Consider the following 19,457-nt stretch of genomic DNA (forward strand, 5'->3'; position numbering starts at 1 on the left):
CATATATTAAGGAAAATGATATGGCAGCTCATCAAAATGGTTCTGAAGCCAATCACTCCCAAAGTTTAAAACATGGACTTAAATCACGCCACTTAACCATGATCTCGATTGCTGGGGTTATTGGTGGTTCTCTCTTTGTTGGCTCAGGCAGTATTATCTACAACACTGGTCCGGTGGTTTTTCTAACTTATGCTTTAGGTGGTTTACTCGTTTGGTTCATCATGCGTATGTTAGGCGAGATGGCCGTTTTAAATCCCGACAGTGGCTCTTTTTCAACTTATGCGGATCGTGCGATTGGCCGTTGGGCAGGATTTTCAATTGGTTGGTTGTACTGGTGTACACTGGCAATGCTCATGGGCTGGGAAGCTTATGTAGCAGGAAAAATTTTAAATAACTGGTTCCCGTTTATACCGATCTGGGTCTATATGACCGTGGTGATTGGTGCACTGGTTGCTGTTAATTTACAAAACGTCAAGAATTATGGTGAATTCGAGTTCTGGTTTGCACTCATCAAAGTGATCGCGATTGTTGTTTTCCTTGTGATTGGTAGCTTAGCGATCATGCATTTATGGCCTTGGGGCAATCCGGCTGCATCTGGTATTAGTAACTTAACCTCTCAAGGCTTTATGCCAAATGGTGGTTCATCAGTGATTACCGCCTTGCTTGGGGTGATGTTCGCCTATATTGGCGCTGAAATTGTGACTGTAGCAGCGGCAGAGTCTGCAAATCCATCTAAAGAAATTCGTAAAGCTTCAAACTCTGTGGTTTGGCGAATTATTTTATTCTACGTTGGATCAATGTTTGTTGCGGTATGTTTAATTCCTCACAATAATGAACTTTTGAAAGATTCGACTTGGGGTACTTATAGCGTTACGTTGTCTGCTCTTGGTATTCCGGGCGCGCGCCATATCGTAAATTTTGTAGTGTTAACGTCGGTATGTAGTTGTTTTAACTCGGCGCTTTACACATGTTCACGAATGTTATTCTCGTTGTCTAAACGTGGTGATGCACCGAAAAGTTTTGGTTCTGTAAACAGTAAAAGTAGTCCGTGGGTGGGCGTGATTGTGTCATGCTTCTTCTCTGTAATTGCCGTGATTTTAACTGCAACCAAGAGTATGGATGTGTATGACTTTTTCATGCTAACGACTGGTGCAGCAACACTATATGTGTACTTAACCATTGCTTATTCTCAGCTTCGTATGCGTAAAAAATTAGAAGCTGAAGGCGTGAAAATTGACTTTAAAATGTGGATGTTCCCTTACTTAACTTACCTGGTGATCTTTGCAATTATTGGTGCAATTCTTACCATGTTGATTGAAGGTACTTATTTTAAAGAAGTGATTTACACTACAGCGCTATTCGGCATTATTGTGTTCTTCGGATTGTTGTCTGAAAAGCTAGGTTGGGGTAAAGAGCGTAGAGCGACACATTTAACTCATAGCCATGAAGAAAAATTAGTTTAAATTTTTAAATAAAAAAGAGCCTCACTGTGAGGCTCTTTTTGTTTGTCTTAATACGCAAGAATCTTTAATTCAGCGTAGGTACACCTGCTTCACGTAAACACTGGAGCAACACACCAAAAGCCATCACCATGTCTTTTTCATTTACACAGGCAAAGCCCATCAGCAGTCCACGTTCGGCGTGTGCATGCGACTGCATGTAGTATTGTGAAAGTGGACGAACTTTGACACCACGTTCAAGCGCAGTCGCCGCAATCGCGACATCATCACAAGTGTTTGGCAGTTTTAAAACCAGATGTAACCCTGCTGCTTCGTCATATTCATGAATAAATTCGGGGCCAAGGTAGCGTTGAATTAAACTCACCAAGTAGTCACGGCGTTTACCATAGAGCAGGCGCATACGGCGAATATGCGCTTCATAATGGCCTTCACGAATAAATTCAGCGAGAGCCTTTTGCTCAAGCAAATGCCCACCACGGTAAAGCTCAGCTGCGACAATACGTAGCGGTGAAAATAGCGGCTTAGGGACGACCAAATATCCAATTCTTAAAGATGGATAAATGGTTTTACTAAACGTGCCCATATATAAAACAGGTGCGTTATTTTCTAAGCCTTGCAAAGATGGATAAGGCTGGCCCGAGAAACGGAACTCACTGTCATAGTCATCTTCTACAATCCAGCTATTGTGCTGACGTGCGATTTGAATCAATTGTCTGCGTCGATCAAGGCTTAAATGTGAGCCAAGCGGATATTGGTGTGAAGGGGTGACAAAAATGAGTTTAGGCGGCTTTGCCGGATTTTCTTCAGGAATAATACCTTCAGCATCGACAGGCATGGGCTGAATATCGAGGCCATTAATTCGTAATGTATTACGCATTCCCCAATAAGCGGGATCTTCAATCCAGACTTTATCTCCCATATCGCTGAGTGCACGTGAGACTAAATCAATCGCTTGATGAATGCCTTCGGTAATAATAATCTGGTCTGCATCGCACTGAACTGAACGTGCAACACGTAAGTAATCTGCCAACGCACTTCGAAGCTCTATACAGCCACCAGCGTTGCTATAAATCAGGCGGTTAATGTCCGGTTCGCGGCTTAAGCGTGCTTGAATACGGCTAAAAATATGATGAGGGAACTCGGTAACATCGGGTGCTCCCGGAACAAAAGCACCCCATTGATGTGGCGAGGCCGCAGCATAGCCTAATAAGTTTGAACCACGCTGCGAGAGGGCATAAGAACTTTGAACACTTGGACTAGAAACTACTTTTTTCTTGTTTTGTGTATTTAAAAAACTCTCTGGTAACTTTTCGGCAACCCAAGTGCCATGTCCTGTCCGTGCTTCTAAGTAGCCTTCAGCCTGTAGTTGTTCGTAGGCGCTCAGTACCGTATTTCTCGAAACATGAATTTCACTGGCTAAATCGCGTGATGCAGGTAGACGAGTCTTCGGCTGGATGACTCCATCAATAATGGCACTACGCAGGCAACGGAAAAGGCGTTGATGTAGTTTCCCTTCAGTGTCCTGTTGGAGTCGTTGCAGCAAATGATCTCCAAGTAAACTACGCAATTGGCTCTCTCCTACAGTTAAAAAGTGGCTCTCGTCAGTTGGCGTCAGACGAGCGAAATTACATGCATAGGCAGTCGTTGTAAAGCACCCTGAAAATTAAGCACAGGATGCAAGAAACCAAAGCTGCAACTGATGATGAAAATATGAGGGAATCAAATGGATAATCAACATTCTGCACTTAACGCACGTAAACAGCAAGCAACTCCACGTGGTGTAGGCGTGATGTGTCAGTGGTATGCGGAAAAAGCTGAAAATGCCACGCTTTGGGACAAGGAAGGCAACCAATTTATCGACTTTGCTGGTGGTATCGCGGTTTTAAATACAGGCCATCGCCACCCTAAAGTAATTGCAGCGGTGACTGAACAACTTACTAAATTTACGCATACTGCCTATCAAGTTACGCCATATGAAAGCTATGTGGCTTTAGCTGAACGTATTAATGAACGCGCGCCAATTGCTGGTCCTGCGAAGGCAGCTTTTTTCACAACAGGTGCAGAAGCAGTTGAAAATGCAGTGAAGATTGCCCGTTCTTATACAGGTCGTCATGGCATTATCACGTTTGGTAACGGTTTCCACGGTCGTTCATTTATGACCATGGCAATGACAGGTAAAACTGCGCCTTACAAACGTGATTTTGGTGTTATGCCAGCGGGTGTGTTCCACGCACGTTATCCAGTACCTGCTAAAGGCATTTCAGTAGATGCGGCAATTGAAAGCGTTGAAGATATTTTCAGTGAAGATATTGCGCCACATGACGTTGCAGCAATTGTACTGGAGCCAGTACAAGGTGAGGGCGGTTTCAATGTTGTGCCAGCCGAGTTCTTAAAACGTTTACGCGCAATTTGTGACAAGCACGGTATTTTACTTGTTGCTGATGAAGTTCAATCTGGTTTTGCGCGTACTGGTAAATTGTTTGCGATGAACCATTATGAAACTAAAGCAGACCTCATCACGATGGCAAAAAGCTTGGGCGGTGGTTTCCCTATTTCAGGTGTTGTGGGCCGTGCAGAAGTCATGGATGCGCCAAACCCAGGTGGTCTAGGCGGTACTTATGCAGGTAGCCCGATCGCAGTTGCAGCTGCACATGCCGTGATTGACGCGATTGAAGAAGAAAACCTATGCGACCGTGCAAATGAGTTAGGCGCCGAGTTAGTTGCTACGCTTAAAGATATTCAGCAAGCAACAGGTGAGGTGGTCACTGATATTCGTGCATTAGGTTCAATGGTTGCAGTAGAACTTGAAACTGCTGAACAAGCAAAAGTTGTACAAAACTATGCAATGGAAAACGGGTTGTTACTTCTTACTTGTGGTAAATACGGTAATGTAATTCGTTTCTTATATCCATTAACCATTCCTGCTGAGCAATTCCGTCAAGCTCTTGATATCTTGAAACAAGGTTTTGCGACACTAAAAGCAGGTAGTGCAAAAGCAATGGAGCAATCTGCATGATTCAAAATAATTTGCAGTATTTATTAAAACATCCTGATATTTCATTAGAAGCACCTGCATCAAATGACTATATCGAGGTGAATGATGCTGCTACGGGTGAAACTTTGGCATGGGTGAAAACCTATGACCGCGCAGGGGTTGAAGCTGCAATTAACCGTTCAGCAAAAGCGCAGGCTGCTTGGAAAAAGCAAACTGCCTTGGCTCGTGCTGATGTGCTATTGGCATGGTACAACCTCATGCTTGAGCACAAAGAAAATCTGGCACAGATTTTAACGGCTGAGCAAGGTAAGCCATTAGCAGAAGCACGTGGTGAAATTGGTTATGCAGCTTCATTTATTCGCTGGTTTGCCGAGCAAGCGCGCCGTATTGATGGGGAGGTGTTAACACCTACTCAACCAAATCAACGTCTGCTCGTAATTAAACAAGCAATTGGTGTTACCGCTGCCATTACGCCGTGGAACTTCCCGGCTGCCATGATTACGCGTAAAGCAGGTCCAGCGATTGCTGCGGGCTGTTCTATGTTGGTTAAACCAGCAGAACAAACGCCGTTAACCGCTTATGCACTTGAAGTATTGGCTTTACAGGCAGGCTTACCAGCCGATGTTTTAATTAACATTAGTGGTGATGCGGTTGAAGTCGGTAAAACCCTATGCGAAAGCGATATTGTTCGTAAGTTAAGCTTTACAGGTTCAACACAAGTTGGCCGTATCTTGATGCAACAATGTGCGCCAACCATTAAGAAACTTTCGCTTGAACTCGGTGGTAATGCACCAGTTGTGGTATTTGACGATGCTAACCTCGAACAAGCAGTTCAGGGCATTATGGCAAGTAAATATCGTAACAGTGGTCAAACCTGTGTGTGTGCTAACCGTATTTATGTTCAAGACGGTATTTATGATGCGTTAGCAGAGCGTTTGGTTGAAGCCGTATCTAAGCTTAAAGTTGGTGATGGCCGTCAAGAAGGTTCAACTCAAGGCCCTTTAATTGATGAAGATGCAGTTGCAAAAGTTCAGTCTCATATTGCAGATGCAACTGAGAAAGGTGCAACAGTTCGTATCGGTGGTCAGCGCTCGGCACTTGGCGGTACATTCTTTGAACCGACTGTGTTAACTGGCGTAACGCAAGACATGAAAGTGTCTAAAGAAGAAACTTTTGGTCCGCTTGCACCGCTATTCCGCTTTAAAACTGAAGATGAAGCAGTGGCAATGGCGAACGATACCGAGTTCGGTTTAGCTGCTTATTTATTTACTCAAAGCACAGCTCGTCAATGGCGCGTGGGTGAGGCACTTGAGTACGGTATGGTCGGCATTAACACGGGCGCGATTTCAAACGAAGTTGCTCCGTTTGGTGGCGTAAAACAGTCAGGTCTAGGCCGTGAAGGTTCAAAATTCGGCATCGAAGAATATGTCGAAATGAAATATCTCTGCGTAGACTTATCTGAGTAAGGAACAAAACAAGTTCGTTTTGTTCTGAACGAAAACATGCAGCTATGCTGTATGTGATGTTTCACAAAAAAACCGGTCATGCCCATTCATGACCGGTTTTTTTATTTAAGTTGGCAAATACCCTTCATGGCTTTCAGGTAAACGTCTGAGTTCTTCAATTAGCGTTTCAATGAGTTTTTCGACCACCAGACGTTGGCCTTTTCGGGACACATAAACCAGTTGTAACATGCCAATATTCGACTTCCATTCAGGAAGAATATGAACCAGTGTGCCTTTACGAATTTCCGATTCAACGGTTAAAAAGGGCAGGTCAGCAATACCTAAACCATCCATCACAGAATAATAAACACCAGCCAAATCATTACTTTTGATTCGTGGTTGATAAGGCACATCAACTGATTCACCATTTCGAATATTGCATAAATGCCAAATATAGTTTTGCTTTTGAGTACCTAAGCTAATACTTGGAAACTCTTGTAATTCAGAATAATGTTCAATAGTGCGGCCTTGTAGTAATTCAGGCGAAGCCACTAGACAGTGATCGGTTTTAATCACATCACGAACAATTAAATTCGAATCTTCATTCGGTTCGAAATTGGTCCGAATCGCGAGGTCGATGTCATCATGCAAGATATCAACTCGGCGGCTCGTTAGCTCAAGAGATATTTCAACTTTAGGGTAAGTTTTTAGAAACTGATTTAAAATTTTTCTAATTTGAAAATGCATCATTAAAGGCGGGCAGCTGACTTTTACCAGACCCTGAGGCTCACTTTTTTGCCTTAATAACACGTTTTCTGCACATTCAACTTGAGCAATAACTTTGCAGCATTCTTCATAAAATTCTTGGCCCAAATCGGTCACTTTAAAATGGCGGGTTGTTCTTTGAATCAGGCTGACATTAAATTTATTTTCAAGGTCAATAATGCGTCGGCTGAGTTTGGATTTACTTATATTTTCGGCTTCACTGGCCGCACTAAAGCCGCCGTGTTTTACGACTAAATAGAAATAATAAAAATCATCAAAAGAGCTTATCAATGTCAGATCAATCCATTTAAATTTAAGATTAGAGCGCTTAAGCACTCTAATCTTAGCAATTCTGCTTATTTTTGCGATGTATTAAAACTATAGCTTGTCATTAGGTTGCGGTAATCAGGAATATGATTTGAGAAGAGAGCACCTAAGCCTTCTACATCATTACGCCAGTCACGGTGTAACTCACATGCCATACCAAACCAAGTCATCAGCTGAGCACCTGCTTTTGACATACGGTCCCAAGCAGCATCACGGGTTAATTCATTGAAAGTACCAGAAGCATCAGTAATCACAAACACTTCGAAGCCTTCTGCGAGTGCAGATAGTACAGGGAATGCCACACAAACTTCGGTCACCACACCTGCAATAATTAGCTGTTTTTTACCTGTTGCTTTAACTGCTTTTACGAAGTCTTCATTGTCCCATGCATTAATTTGACCAGGACGTGGAATAAATGGTGCATCTGGAAAAAGTTCTTTTAGTTCTGGAACTAAAGGACCGTTTGGACCATTTTCAAAACTGGTCGTTAAAATCGTCGGTAAGTTAAAATATTTTGCTGCATCTGCAAGCGCTAATACATTATTTTTAAATTTATCAGGATCGATATCTCGAACTAAAGAAAGTAAACCTGCTTGGTGGTCAACTAAAAGAACCGCAGCATTATCCTTGTCTAAACGTGCGTAATCTTGAGCCATTTTTATATCCTCATGTTATCAAAATAAATAATCAAAATTATTAAGTAGGTCATTCGTGCCTAAAATTATGCTAGTTGAGTTTATTGTCGTGATTAAGTCTAAAAAATAGGATTAAGAATTTTAAAAATAGGACGATCTTTTAAAGAATCCCGCAAACTTTATGATTGTCTCATATATGAAATAATGTGTTGCTAATCCTGATCTATAAACTGCAATTATTGAGGCGTAAAATCAATCTCAGTTCAAGAAAATCCTACATATATAGGAGAGATCAGATGAAGAAATTTCTTGGTGCATATCAAAATAACCACATGCATTGGGTTGGTGATGGTTTCCCTGTATATAACCTGTTCTCTTATGACCGTTTAGGCCAAACCCTAAGCCCATTTTTGTTACTGGATTATGCAGCGCCTTATAACTTCTCACCAACCACCGAACAACAAGGTGTAGGGTCACATCCTCACCGTGGCTTTGAAACGGTGACGATTGCCTACCAAGGTGAAGTGACACATAAAGACTCAAGTGGTGGTGGCGGAACCATTAAAACCGGTGACGTGCAATGGATGACTGCGGGTGCAGGAGTGTTACACGAAGAGTTCCATTCTCCTGAATTTGCAGAGCATGGCGGCTTGTTTGAAATGGTGCAATTGTGGGTAAATTTACCTTCACATTCAAAAATGACCCCTGGAAAATATCAAGCGATTGAAGCTAAAGATATTCCAGACATTGCGCTAGACGAGCACGGTAGCCATTTGCGTGTGATTGCAGGTGAATATGCAGATGCAAAAGGTGCAGCAACGACGTTTAGTCCATTAAACGTATGGGATGGTAAATTGGTCAAAGGCCAAAAACATACCCTTTATGTGCCTGAAGGGCATACCACACTTGTGGTGATATTAGAGGGTGCGGTTGTCATTAATGATACAAACCGTCTTGAAGGTAAAACCGTTGCGATTTTATCTCGTGAGGGAGTTGAGTTTAGCTTAAATGCTGAAGAAGACACTAAATTCCTAGTGTTGACTGGTCAACCACTCAATGAACCTATCGAAGGCTATGGACCATTTGTGATGAATACCAAAACCGAGATTATGGAAGCGATTGATGATTTTAATCGTGGAAAATTCGGTTCAATCATGCAAGAAGCATAAATTGCTAAGCTGTTCTTAAAAATCTTTAAAAGCAAAGTAATAAAAAGCCCGCTATCAAGTGTGAATAGCGGGCTTTTTCGCTGTAAAGTTTCTATTTTTATGATGGATATCATTATTGTGTCGGCATTGTTTTGTGTGATTTAGTTCTCATTATTATGATGCCATGATATCGCAAAAAGGATTGCTTGTAAAACGAATGATATAAATATAGTTAAATTATCTCATTTTATTTAAAAGAATTTTTTTAAATTTTTAAAAAATATAGGTTTTTATGCACTCATCTTCTTTTGTAAAATTTTATGAATGACAGCTTCTCTAATTCGTTTAAATTCTTCTATATAAATTGATGCAAAAAATAAAAATCTGGTAGTTTTTAATACGGTGTTTTTTTAGGGTATGAGTGATAATCAAAAAAATTCTCGAAAAATGGGACATCATTTTGGATATCGCAATTATTGGCAGTGGAATGGCAGGACTTGCAGCAGCAAGAATCCTGAAAGATGCAGGACATACAATCACGATATTTGAAGCACTTCCTGGCCGGGGAATGGACAGTCATAGCATTGAGTTCGATGGTGGGATTATTGATGCACCATTGCGTGTTATGAACCCGCATCTATGGAAAAATACACTTAGCCTTGCTGCACACTTAGGTATTAAAACTTTTCCAGTACGTACCTACATGTCTTGTAGCTGGTTATTCGAAGATCGTACGGAAACATGGTTAACCACATCTCGTAGTCGTATTGGTAATTTCCCAATTATCAATAACCGTAAAGGCATTCAGCAATATGGCTGGCGTCTTGTTAAAGGGATGTTGCAATTAAAAACTGCGATTCACCAGTTTTTCAAATCTAAAAATCAAGATATTACTCTCGCTGAATTTATTAATCAGAACGATATTGAAGAAGTATTCTGGCATGGTGTAGTAATGCCGGTGCTTTATACCATTTGTACATGTAACCCAAAAACAATTGGTGACTGGCCTGCGAAAAACCTTCTTGAGTTTTTGCGTCATTTAACTGATGGTGACATGCTCTTACGTATGAAAGGTGGTACACCTGCATTTGTAGACAGCTTAATTAAAGGCATTGATATCCATAGCGGTTCGGCAATTAAAAAAGTTGAGCTACAAGGTGAAAAGGTTCTGGTCGAAAATGAGAAAGGTGACCAAGGTACATTTGACCGCGTTATTGTGGCGACACCAACATCTAAACTTGAAGAGTTCTTAAATCCTGAACAGTTTGCAGAAGATATGAATCTGCTTAAACAGTTCCGTTTCGAACAAGGCGACTTGGTTATTCATACAGACGCAACAGTAATGCCACCACGCCGTAAAGACTGGTCAGTGCTGAGCTATATGATGGACCGTAAGTTTACTCGTCAGCAGTTTACGGTTTGGATGAACGCGGTAGAGCCATCGCTTGTGGGTAAAAATCCTGTATTTCAGACTTGGCGTCCAGTGACTGATATTGACCCTAAAAAAATCATTTCAAAAGTGACCTTAACGCGTGCAGTTGTAGACTCACAAACCATTGCCTTAAACAAAGAGCTACAGCAACGTCACTTAGAACCAAACCGTAAAGTATTCTACTGTGGTTCATGGTCATGTGATGGTTTGCCAATTTTAGAATCAGCCGTGACTTCAGCAATGCATATTGCTGAAATCTTAGGTGCACCTTTACCATTTGTAGGATTAAAGCCTAAGGTTGAAGTTGCCCCAGAACTCGGTTACTAAAATTGTGAAAACAAAAGTTCAAGCAGCTCTTTCTCGCCTCGTTCCCCATAAATATGCAATTGATGCATCAAGTTTGGGGGATAGTGAAGAGCTTGCTTGGACAAATTTGGGTTTTTGGAAAAATACCCAAACCTACCGTGAAGCTTGTCGCCAAATGGCCGACCATTTGGCTCAAGCTGTCAATTTAAATTCAAAAGATCATTTACTTGATTTAGGCTGTGGACAGGGCGCAAGTTTATTGCACTGGTTACAGTACTATCACCCCAAAAGCCTGAGTGCAGTCGAATTACAAACCTCTTGTGTTAATAAAATTCAAAAACTTATTCCTGAAATAAGCCAGATTTTCTGTGGCTCATTTTTAAATTTAAAACTATTTGAATTTAAACAACCTTTCGATGTGGTGCTCTGTATTGATGCGGCTTATCACAGTCATTTAAATTCATTTCTCGATTCGGTTACGCCAGTTTTAAATTCAAAAGGAAGATTAGGTTTTCACTACTTAATGCGTGCCGACTCATGTGAGAACATGACGGCCTTTCAAGGACAAAAGTATCGTTATTTACTTAAAGCAGCGGATGTCACTTGGGATGCTGTGCCAACCGAAGACATACTGAAAACTACCTTGGAACAACAAGGTTTTACAGATATTAAAATCGAAGATTTATCAGAACAGGTATTATTAGGTTTTTCACAATATATTCGAAATCAACAAGGACAAAGCCATAGTCGAGGGTTGGCAAAGTTTAAAATTCAAATGACTGCAAAGTTGTGCCAACAACTCTATCAATATGGATATGTCCGTTATATTCAAATAACAGCAATAAAAAAATAGGATGTGCCATGTCAGTTAAATATCAAGGATCATGTTTATGTGGAGCTGTAAGCTATCAAAGCGATGCAGAGCCACGTTATAGTTTTAATTGCCATTGTCGAGATTGCCAAAAAGCCACAGGTTCAGCCTATGCGCCCATCGCTTTTTTTCACCAATCTGAATTGAAAATAACTGGCGAACTTAAATATTTTGAGACCGTTGGTTCTTCTGGCCGTCCGATTAAAAGAGCTTTTTGCCCGACTTGTGGTTCTCAGCTTTTTGGTTTACCTGAACTTGTTCCTGAAATGATTTCAATACGCGCAGGTACTTTGGATGACCCAAGTCTCTATCACCCTAAAGCGGAGGTTTTTGTGAGTCAGGCCTATGCTTGGGACATGTTGAACCCAAACCTTAAACACTTTGAAAAAATGATAGAGAAGAAGAAAGAAGGGTAGCTGTTCTGACAAGCTCGTACGCTTTTTCCTACATCCATTCAGGAAATTGACGTCTTTCTATGACCTCGCGAATTACCTATGATGAACTCATCAGGAACAGGAAGTTCCAAAACGTAAAACAACAATAATAAGTTTAGGCATCAGGACGTGAGGTATTACAGGATGTATACCTAGTAACGAAATACGAAAAAAGCCCAACAGGAAGTTGGGCTTTTTTCATTTCTTATTAACGAATCTCTTTTTCGTCTAAGGCAACACACCTAAAAGCTATATTTCAAAACCTACAAACAACAAAAAACCTCATAAATCAAATATTCATGAGGTTTAATGATGGTGCCGGCACACGGATTCGAACTGTGGACCTACTGATTACAAGTCAGTTGCTCTACCAACTGAGCTATGCCGGCGATGTGGAGTGAATTTTACAGTTTCTTAAAAAAAATACAAGCCAAAAAATGAGCATTTGGATTTTTTCTATCAATTTTTAAGCGCTTATGCGTTTGAGCTTTAAAAATGGCCTAAGGCTTCAACATATAAATAAAAGAATCAACATGTTCACCACTATTTAAAGTGACGCGAACAGGTACTCTTTCGTACTCTTCGCCTTCAAAGTCATCCAGTAATTTCCAGTTTGCATCTAGATGTTCCGAGCTAAAAACAAAACCTTGCACTTGGTTAGCACTATCATCGAGTACAATTCCCGGATAGCCTAAATCTGCTCCCCAACCTTCATGACGTAGGGTTCCGTTTACCCAGCCTTCCGACCATTGTCCGCCAATATTTTCAAGTATATGGGCATTAGGGCGACCAGGGCCTAAAGTGCCATAAACAAATAAACTCGACATGTAATTTTCCTTTAAATTACTCATTAATGTGCTTTTGCGTGTTTTGTATAAATTACTAAAAATATTCCCAATAATGACAATACAATGGTTAAACCAACAATCGCACTCCAGCCGCCGTGTAACCAGAACCAACCACCTGCCGAACCGACAATACTTGAACCCATATAGTAAAACAGTAAGTAGAGCGAACTGGCATGGGCTTTAGCTTGTTTACTTTCAGCACCTACAGAACTACTCGTAAGAGAGTGGGTAATAAAGAAACCCGTGGTAATAAAGGCAATCCCAATAATAATGCCAAAAAGCGAGCTGAGTAGGGTCATGAGGCTACCCACAATCATGAGCGCAAAGCCGCTCATCATCATGGTTTTTTTACCAAAGCGATCGGCTAAGCTACCTGCCAACGATGAAGACACCATACCGAAGCTATACGACAAGAAAATAAGACTAATTTGTGTTTGGCTCAGTGAATAAGGTGCACCGCTTAAGCGGAAGGTCGCATAGTTAAACAGAGTCACAAACACACTGGTGAGCAAGAAACCAATCGCAAACAGGCGTAATAATTTAGTATTGCTTAAATGAGCACGCCACATTTGTATGTGAAAGCCTACATTCAGTCCTTTTTTCTGCACAAAATTACGCGAAGCAGGCAGTAAGTTTAAAAAGGCAATTGAGCAAATAAAACAGATTGCGCCAAGCAAGCCTAAAGCGGTGCGCCATGAAAAATATTCAACCAAAATACCCATGCCGACACGGCCCATCATGCCACCAAAGGCTGTCCCTGCAATATACAACCCCATAGTTTTACCGAGGTGCTCAGGTGCAATTTCTTCGGCAATCCAAGCCATTGTCACTGCGGGTACACCACCAAGCAATAAACCTTCTAACGCACGCGTCATCAGCAAACTGTGCCAGTTCAGTGTAAACATCGAGACAATATTTAAAATTGCGGCACACAGCATGGACGTAAAGATTACACCGCGACGGCCAATCGCTTGTGAAAAGGCACTCGATAACACAATCGAAATGGCTAAAAAGGCAGTCGTTAATGACAGTGCCAAAGAGCTACTCGCAGGGCTAATCTGGAAACTTTGGCTAAATGCAGGCAACAGCGGCTGTACACAATAAATGAGAGAGAAACTGGCAAAACCTACGAGGAATAAAGCAAATCCTGCATGTTTATAAGCTTTAGTCCCTTTGTGAATCCACTCACGGGAAAGAACGGACGTTGCCTCAGTGTTTAAGGTACTGGGTGTAGATGAAGAGTTCATATCATGACCATGACAGAAAAAAGAGCAGTGCCTAAAGGCATGCTGCATCGAGAAAATTCGATAAATTAAAATTAGCAATTTAGAAGGTATTTTTCTAATATATTTAACAATAGGTCATGATATGTTTTATATATAGCAATGGAACTCAGGCATATACGCTACTTTTTGGCAGTAGCAGAAGAAAAAAACTTTACCAAAGCTGCGCAGCGCTTAAACATGAGTCAGCCACCTTTAAGCATGCAAATACGGGACTTAGAAGAAGAGCTAGGTGCAGATCTATTTATTCGTTCTCCTCATGGAGTGGAGCTGACCGAAGCTGGGCTTGCCTTTTTAAATGCAATTCAGCCAGTACAGCAGCGTGTAGAAGATGCAGCAAACCTTGTGAAGCAAGTGGCAAATGGCGAAGTCGGCCAATTACGATTAGGTTTTACAGGCACTTCAATGCTGAATCCTTTAATTCCTAAATGCGTTCGCTATTTTCAGCAGCAATATCCTAAAGTGGATTTAAAGCTTGAAGAAGCCAATACCTTACTGCTCATCGATTTATTACTTGAAGACCGTTTAGATGTCGCAATTATTCGCTCACCACGCAATATTCCAGATAGCCTCATTTTGCAAGAATTATTAGCAGAGCCGCTCATTGCTGCTTTACCTTCCGAGTCTTTTAAACTGGACGATTCAACACAAGAAATTGATTTAACCACACTGCGAGAGCTTGACTTTATTGTCTCTCCACCTTCAATTAGCGCAGGGCTTTTTGATGCGATAAAACAAGCCTGTCATGAGCGCGGCTTTGAACCTAAAATTGGACAAAATGCCCCGCAAATTGTGTCAATTTTATCGTTGGTGTCTGCAAACTTAGGAGTATCTTTGGTTCCCGAGTCGACTAAACAATTACAAATACAGGGTGTAGCTTATCGTTCTTTGAAAGCACCTATCCCTACGGTGGGTTTAGGGCTTGCTTATAAAAAACATGCCCCTTCACAAATGGCGATTAACTTTGCCAGTGTGGTGCAAGTGGCTTGCCACCACGCCAACGAAATTGATGAAATTGGCTAGTTTGATTTCGGTGCTTTATTCATTAAAAAGATGCCTGAAATAATAAAGATTGCGCCATATAAAAACGATAAAGTCGGCTGTTCATGAATGAAAACCCAAGCCATGAGCGCTGCAAAAATAGGTTCGGAAAGCTCGGTCACTTGCACCTTTGCGGCACTCATATAAGACAACGCTTTGGTGGTGCAGAAAAACCCGAGTATGGTTGGTAGAACAGCTAAACCAATCAAACCTAAAATGATGTCGGTATTAAAGTTTATGCTGTGTAAATTTATTAAAAACGGAACTGCAAGATAAACGCTACCAAATAGCAATAAATACTTGGTAAGAAACAGCCCACCATTTAGCCTAAATTTTTTAATTAATACTGAAAATAAGCCATAGCCAGTGCCGGCAATTGAGGCATTAATCAGCATTAAAAGGCTATTTTCACCTTTCCACGAAATGATGCTAATACCCGCAACCGCCAATAATGTTCCAACAAGAGAGTGAATATAGATGCTTTCTTTTAAAATGAACCGACCAAAAAATAGGGCAGAGATGGCAGCCGAAGCCATGAGTACCACCACGACATTGGCGGCAGCACCGTGGTTATAGGCAATGGTTTCAAAAAAGAATAAAGAGAAAATCCCTAAAAAAGCACATATGGCAATTTGAGTAAAAACACTGAGTTTACTTGGTGTGCTGCTAATGTACGCAATCTTTTGGCTGACAGGTACTTTAAATAAAAAAACACTTAAAAAGAAAAAGGCGATAATGGTTTTTAAAAAGGCAATGTCTTGTGGGTTTAAACCACTATGCATGAGTAATTTACTAATTACACCAATCGACGCATTTAAAGCCGCTGCACACAGTGCAAATAGGGTTCCAATAATTAAATTATTCACTCTTATAATTCTTCCTAAATTTTACATGCAGTCTACATGATTTTTTGGATGAATATTCAATTAAAATAACCAGTTAAGGTGGAATATTTACAGTAGTTTATTCTGTGTGAATTTAACCAGTTTTATAAAAAACTAAACACTTCTCATAGACTTTTGTTTCAAATAATTGTGATTTATAGCGCTAACTCATATTATATAATTAGTTAATTATTAAAGAATTTTAAAAATGATTAAATCGATTATTACAGGTTGCGCGGTTCTTACACTTTCAGCTTTAGCAGTGACTCATGCTGAGTTTTCTTATGAACAAGAATTACAACAAGGCTGTAATAAAGTGAAGCAATACGCAAGCTTAGGTAAGAAAAACTACGACCAAAAACAATATAAAAAAGCGCTCGAAAACTTTCATAACCAAGCCTCTTGGACTGCTTTTTGTAAAGCCAATGAAGATGAAACCACAGTTAAATTTACCGACCGTGATATTGAAGTTGCTAACAATAACGTAGGTTTGGCCTATGCCAAATTGGGTCAGCCACTGTGGGCAAGAGCATGGTTTATGCTCGATGAAAAATCAAAATCTAGCCAGTTTAACCTTCAGCAATTGCCTGCACCTAAAACCTCAAATGACTTGTCGGGTGAGTATGTACGTTACTCAGGTTTTGGTGAGTGGGATCACATTACGGTAAGTCGTAAGCAGGGCCAGTATGCCATTGGCTATTCGGGTGTTTATATGGGCATAAGAAGTTTAATTTATGGCCCAAATATGGGTGAGTTTGACACCAAAATGCCGACCAATGCCAAGCAAACCATTTATAAAGACGAAGACTGCCGTATTCAGCTTGATTTTAAATCTAACGCGAAGTTAGGCAATTACATTCAAGTTAAACAAAACGAGGGCAACTCGGGCTGTGGCTTTGGACATAACGTTTATGCAGACGGCACTTATTTAAAAGTTGAGTCTGGAAAATAATCTTAAAAATTATAGGAACTAAATAATGAAAAATATATTTGCACGTTTACTACTTCTTTCGACGGTTATTTTGTCTGCACAGGTGTATGCAGATGTAGCAAATACATCATGTAAAGAAGTGAAATTCCAAAAGGCCGATGAAGCGTGGAGTGGGCACTATTATTTACATGGTGTGATGGAAGTCGGTTCGGAACTTTTACTTCAACCAGATGGCAAGTTTAAATGGATGCTTGCCGTGGGCGCGTTAGACCAATATGCCGAAGGCACATGGTGGAAAAACGGTGACTGTATTGGTTTAAAACCAGAAGCCAAATTTAAAAAGGATTTAAGTATTTTCCCTGAGAGCCTAACGATTTCGGATAAATCCTTAGATGCAGTCTGGCAGGGCGGACGCCAGCAAGGCACATATAGCAAAGACTAAACTAAAAAAGTCCGACACAGAGTCGGACTTTTTTTATAGCTTGTATATTAGTGGTTCACCGCAGCGAGTTGCTGAGCGTTATAGCGTGCGCCCATGTTTGGGTATCTCGCGATGATCGCTTCAATTTCTGCCAAATCTGCTGCTGTTAAATGAAGGTCTACAGCACCCGCATTTTCTACAAGTCGCTCAATTTTACGCGTACCCGGAATTGGAATAATGTCGTCACCTTGCGCCAAAATCCAAGCCAAAGCCAGTTGAGCCGCTGTCGCATTTTTGCTTTGGGCAAACTCGCTAAATGCTTGCGCCAAGCTTTGGTTATTTTTCCAGTTATCGCCCTGATAACGTGGTAACTGGCGACGGAAATCATTTTCGTCTAGGCTGCCCACATCAAGTGTATTGGTGATTAAACCACGCGAAAGTGGTGAATACGGTACAAGGCTAATGCCTAACTCACGAATGGTTTGCAAATGGGTTTGCTCAAACTCACGAGTAAGTAGCGAGTATTCATGTTGAACCGCTGCAATCGGATGAATCGCATGCGCTTTACGAATAGTTTCAGCCGAAGCTTCACTGAGTCCTAAATAACGAACTTTACCTTGTTTGACCAAGTCAGCCATTGCGCCAATGGTGTCTTCAACCGGAACATTTGGGTCTATACGGTGTGCATAATACAAATCAATCACGTCTGTATTTAAGCGTCTTAAGCTGTTTTCGACCGCAACTTTAATCCACTCTGGAGAACCGTCGATATAAGACTCTAAAGAGTTTTGTGGGTTAAGGTTGTCTTCTTTATAACGAAAGCCAAATTTGGTCGCCAAGAACACTTTGTCGCGGTTTTTTTCTAAAACTTTTGAGAGCAAAACTTCGTTTGCACCGTTGCCGTACATGTCGGCAGTGTCCCAAAAGTTAATGCCGAGGTCTAATGCTTTTTCTAGAGTGGCAATGCTTTGTGTGTCGTCTGAGGCACCATAGGCAAAGCTCATTCCCATGCAACCTAAACCAAGTGCTGATACTTTTTCGCCTGTTTGTCCTAAAGTTCTATATTTCATTTTTCACACTCTTTTTGCAAAATCACTTGAGTAGAAAAACTATAAAATGCTTTGGCTCAAACTGACGTATAACATTCAAACCAATAATTATAAAATTCAAACAATCTGTTTTTAGGCTACACAGTCTTCGCGGAACTTTTTAGGCGAAAAGCCAGTATTTTTCTTAAAGAAGTTGGTGAAATACGCTGAATATTCAAAGCCTAAGCTATAGGCAATTTCGGAAATATTCCAACTGGTGTGTTGTAGCAGCGCTTTGGCTTCTTGCGTAATGCGCGAGCTAATATGCTCAGAGGTGGTTTTACCTGTAGTTTCTTTTACAGCGCGGTTTAAATGGTTTACATGTACCGACAAGCCATAGGCATAGTCATTTGCAGTTTTGAGTTTAAGCTGAAAATGTGGCGAGTCGATCGGGAACTGGCGCTCTAATAGCTCAAAGAACAAATGGCAAATCCGAACCGCAGCATTACTATGTTTTTCAAACTGCTGGGTCGGTTGCATTTTCATGGCTTCATGCACAATCAGGTGCAAATAGTTTCTTAAAACGTTGTATTTATGAATATAGTCTGAGTTTATTTCATTCATCATCTTTTTGAAAATAAATGAAATTTCCTCAACCTGCTGGTCATTTAAAAAATACAGCGGGTCGCCGTCGACTTTAAACAGTGGTGAGTCTTTTAAAAAGCTTTGTCTCGATTCTTGGTTTACAAACTCTTCGGTAAATAGACAAAACCAGCCTGCCTGTTCGGGCGAATTAATTTCCCATGCATAGGGCACCATTGGGTTTGAAAACAGTAAAGCAGGGCGGTCGACTCGTATCCAGCGGTTGGCATAGTGAAGTTCGCCTGTGCCTAAAACCAGTGAAATTTTATAATAATCGCGGCGGCTATAAGGCGTGAGGAACGAGCAGGCATCACGTTGGAACACATTAAAATGTCCAAACGAAGTTGATGGAACCGAGTAGCCGCTATCTTTGGTTAAAGAAAAGCGGCGATAAAAATCATGTATGGTTTCCATGTTTTTGCCTGCATGCGTTATCAATTTACTTAAAGTTATAAAATTCAAACTTTATTTACTGTAGCTTTTATTTATAGCGTGATCAATCTGTTCATTTAAACAGTTTTGAAAATGAATGATAAATTAATAATGAAAGAATGAATCAAT

18 protein-coding genes and 1 tRNA gene are annotated in these 19,457 nt (G+C 40.8%); 10 read left to right on the top strand and 9 right to left on the bottom strand.

All coding sequences use genetic code 11. The features are described 5' to 3' along the window. The first annotated feature begins 20 nt into the window (after nucleotides 1-20). Complete coding sequence (locus tag F984_RS19345; RefSeq protein WP_004711533.1) at nucleotides 21-1,463, top strand: amino acid permease; 1,443 nt, start codon at nucleotides 21-23, stop codon at nucleotides 1,461-1,463. A gap of 64 nt (nucleotides 1,464-1,527) precedes the next feature. Here the strand turns inward: F984_RS19345 and pdxR are convergent, their stop codons facing one another. Further along, nucleotides 1,528-3,027, bottom strand: coding sequence for a MocR-like pyridoxine biosynthesis transcription factor PdxR (pdxR, locus tag F984_RS19350; RefSeq protein ID WP_004711534.1), 1,500 nt, complete (start codon nucleotides 3,025-3,027; stop codon nucleotides 1,528-1,530). Nucleotides 3,028-3,183: 156 nt separating this feature from the next. On the opposite strand from pdxR, the gene gabT reads away from it, so the two are divergent. Beyond that, nucleotides 3,184-4,476: a 4-aminobutyrate--2-oxoglutarate transaminase gene (gene gabT, locus F984_RS19355; protein WP_004711537.1), complete on the top strand. Its 1,293-nt coding sequence runs from the start codon at nucleotides 3,184-3,186 to the stop codon at nucleotides 4,474-4,476. Next, nucleotides 4,473-5,921, top strand: a complete 1,449-nt coding sequence (locus F984_RS19360) for an NAD-dependent succinate-semialdehyde dehydrogenase (RefSeq protein ID WP_002052182.1) — start codon at nucleotides 4,473-4,475, stop codon at nucleotides 5,919-5,921. Before gabT ends, F984_RS19360 begins: the two co-directional genes overlap by 4 nt. 105 nt (nucleotides 5,922-6,026) lie before the next feature. Here the strand turns inward: F984_RS19360 and F984_RS19365 are convergent, their stop codons facing one another. Continuing rightward, complete coding sequence (locus F984_RS19365; RefSeq protein ID WP_004711539.1) at nucleotides 6,027-7,001, bottom strand: LysR substrate-binding domain-containing protein; 975 nt, start codon at nucleotides 6,999-7,001, stop codon at nucleotides 6,027-6,029. A 20-nt stretch (nucleotides 7,002-7,021) separates the two neighbouring features. Then, nucleotides 7,022-7,648 carry an isochorismate family cysteine hydrolase YcaC gene (ycaC, locus tag F984_RS19370; RefSeq protein WP_004711540.1) on the bottom strand — a complete coding sequence of 209 codons (627 nt, stop codon included), beginning with the start codon at nucleotides 7,646-7,648 and terminating at the stop codon, nucleotides 7,022-7,024. A gap of 275 nt (nucleotides 7,649-7,923) precedes the next feature. Here ycaC and F984_RS19375 point away from each other — a divergent pair, with 275 nt between their 5' ends. The 4 genes from F984_RS19375 (at nucleotide 7,924) to F984_RS19390 (ending at nucleotide 11,800) form a co-directional block, all read left to right on the top strand. Beyond that, complete coding sequence (locus F984_RS19375; RefSeq protein WP_004711542.1) at nucleotides 7,924-8,796, top strand: pirin family protein; 873 nt, start codon at nucleotides 7,924-7,926, stop codon at nucleotides 8,794-8,796. Between the two features lie 439 nt (nucleotides 8,797-9,235). Further along, the gene (locus tag F984_RS19380; protein ID WP_002052191.1) at nucleotides 9,236-10,534 is read left to right on the top strand and encodes an NAD(P)/FAD-dependent oxidoreductase; all 1,299 of its coding nucleotides are present in this window, start codon (nucleotides 9,236-9,238) and stop codon (nucleotides 10,532-10,534) included. Between the two features lie 4 nt (nucleotides 10,535-10,538). After that, on the top strand, nucleotides 10,539-11,366 hold the full coding sequence (locus F984_RS19385) for an SAM-dependent methyltransferase (protein ID WP_025469367.1): 828 nt from the start codon (nucleotides 10,539-10,541) through the stop codon (nucleotides 11,364-11,366). Nucleotides 11,367-11,374: 8 nt separating this feature from the next. Next, the gene (locus F984_RS19390; protein ID WP_002052170.1) at nucleotides 11,375-11,800 is read left to right on the top strand and encodes a GFA family protein; all 426 of its coding nucleotides are present in this window, start codon (nucleotides 11,375-11,377) and stop codon (nucleotides 11,798-11,800) included. A 331-nt stretch (nucleotides 11,801-12,131) separates the two neighbouring features. Here F984_RS19390 and F984_RS19395 read toward each other — a convergent pair. The 3 genes from F984_RS19395 to sxtP form a co-directional block, all read right to left on the bottom strand. Next, nucleotides 12,132-12,207 (bottom strand) — tRNA-Thr (locus F984_RS19395). A 111-nt stretch (nucleotides 12,208-12,318) separates the two neighbouring features. Then, complete coding sequence (locus F984_RS19400; protein WP_004711548.1) at nucleotides 12,319-12,645, bottom strand: gamma-glutamylcyclotransferase family protein; 327 nt, start codon at nucleotides 12,643-12,645, stop codon at nucleotides 12,319-12,321. Between the two features lie 23 nt (nucleotides 12,646-12,668). Beyond that, nucleotides 12,669-13,913: a multidrug efflux MFS transporter SxtP gene (gene sxtP, locus F984_RS19405; RefSeq protein WP_004711549.1), complete on the bottom strand. Its 1,245-nt coding sequence runs from the start codon at nucleotides 13,911-13,913 to the stop codon at nucleotides 12,669-12,671. A gap of 138 nt (nucleotides 13,914-14,051) precedes the next feature. Between sxtP and sxtR the strand changes: the two genes are divergently transcribed. After that, a complete protein-coding gene (gene sxtR, locus F984_RS19410; RefSeq protein WP_004711551.1) occupies nucleotides 14,052-14,972 on the top strand; it encodes a multidrug efflux pump transcriptional activator SxtR in 921 nt (306 codons plus the stop codon). Here sxtR and F984_RS19415 read toward each other — a convergent pair. Next, nucleotides 14,969-15,856: a DMT family transporter gene (locus F984_RS19415; protein WP_004711552.1), complete on the bottom strand. Its 888-nt coding sequence runs from the start codon at nucleotides 15,854-15,856 to the stop codon at nucleotides 14,969-14,971. The two genes, sxtR and F984_RS19415, sit on opposite strands and share 4 nt — an antisense overlap. 226 nt (nucleotides 15,857-16,082) lie before the next feature. Between F984_RS19415 and F984_RS19420 the strand changes: the two genes are divergently transcribed. Then, on the top strand, nucleotides 16,083-16,826 hold the full coding sequence (locus F984_RS19420) for a hypothetical protein (protein ID WP_004711555.1): 744 nt from the start codon (nucleotides 16,083-16,085) through the stop codon (nucleotides 16,824-16,826). 25 nt (nucleotides 16,827-16,851) lie between these two features. Beyond that, entirely contained in the window at nucleotides 16,852-17,247 is a 396-nt protein-coding gene (locus F984_RS19425) for a hypothetical protein (protein WP_004711557.1), read from the top strand. A 47-nt stretch (nucleotides 17,248-17,294) separates the two neighbouring features. On the opposite strand, the gene F984_RS19430 is transcribed toward F984_RS19425, so the two are convergent. Together F984_RS19430 and F984_RS19435 are read right to left on the bottom strand one after the other, a co-directional pair. Continuing rightward, complete coding sequence (locus F984_RS19430) at nucleotides 17,295-18,296, bottom strand: aldo/keto reductase (RefSeq protein WP_004711559.1); 1,002 nt, start codon at nucleotides 18,294-18,296, stop codon at nucleotides 17,295-17,297. Between the two features lie 111 nt (nucleotides 18,297-18,407). Next, entirely contained in the window at nucleotides 18,408-19,310 is a 903-nt protein-coding gene (locus F984_RS19435; protein ID WP_004711561.1) for a helix-turn-helix domain-containing protein, read from the bottom strand. Nucleotides 19,311-19,457 lie beyond the last annotated feature (147 nt).

This window comes from Acinetobacter nosocomialis NIPH 2119, from assembly GCF_000368085.1.
Classification (GTDB): domain Bacteria; phylum Pseudomonadota; class Gammaproteobacteria; order Pseudomonadales; family Moraxellaceae; genus Acinetobacter; species Acinetobacter nosocomialis.